The organism is Weissella sp. DD23, from assembly GCF_001579105.1.
Taxonomy (GTDB): domain Bacteria; phylum Bacillota; class Bacilli; order Lactobacillales; family Lactobacillaceae; genus Weissella; species Weissella cibaria.
In genome coordinates, this window is sequence record NZ_KQ970390.1 from 329,262 (window position 1) to 330,203 (window position 942).

Annotated in this window: 1 protein-coding gene; it reads left to right on the top strand. The window is 44.3% G+C overall.

Annotation, left to right across the window (positions count from 1 at the left end; translation table 11 throughout):
• Window positions 1-5: 5 nt before the first annotated feature.
• On the top strand, window positions 6-942 hold a 937-nt coding region (locus WEIDD23_RS14255; RefSeq protein WP_242865374.1), incomplete at its 3' end, for a peptide MFS transporter.

A 942-nucleotide genomic window follows, 5' to 3' on the forward strand; every position in this document is an offset into this window, starting at 1 on the left:
TTCTGATGGAACAGAAACGTGATACCTCCTTCTTCGGCCAACCTCGAGGCCTGATGACCTTGTTCTTCACCGAAATGTGGGAGCGTTTTTCATATTATGGTATGCGTGCCATTTTGCTATTTTACATGATTTATGCAGTTGATAAAGGCGGCCTAGGTTTTGGTCAAGCAACTGGTGCTGCCATTATGTCAATTTATGGATCATTGGTTTATTTGTCAGGTATTATTGGTGGTTATTTGTCTGACCGAGTACTTGGGCCTTGGCGCACGGTTTTCTACGGTGGTGTCTTGATTATGTTCGGGCACATTTCCTTGGCGATTCCATTAGCTAAGCTGGGATTATTTCTATCAATTGCTTTAATTATTTTAGGAACGGGTCTATTGAAGCCGAACGTGGCCACGATGGTTGGTAACTTGTATCAGCCTGGGGATGAGCGTCGTGATGCCGGCTTTTCTATCTATGTGTTTGGTATCAATCTGGGTGCGTTTGTCGCGCCACTTTTGGTTGGTTGGTTCCAAGTGCATGTTAATTTTCACGTTGCGTTCTCATTAGCAGCGATTGGGATGTTTTTCGGCCTTATCCAATACAGCCTTGATGGACGCAAACATTTGAAGGACACAGCGCACCAAGCCCCTTCTCCTTTGCAACCAGAAGAAATCATGCCGTTGATTTGTAAAATTGTTGGAATTATCGTCGTATTCGCTGTAATCATTGGCGCGATGGCTATGATGCAGGCATTAAATATTAACAACGTTATCAATTTGCTGACGTTCGTGGCAATTTTGGTGCCAGTTATTTACTTTGTGGTGATGTTAACTTCTGATAAGACGACCAAAGCGGAGCGCAAGCGCGTTTGGGCATACATTCCCCTCTTTATTGCCGCGATGCTCTTCTGGTCAATCGAAGAACAAGGATCTGTTGTCTTGGCATTGTTTGCATCTG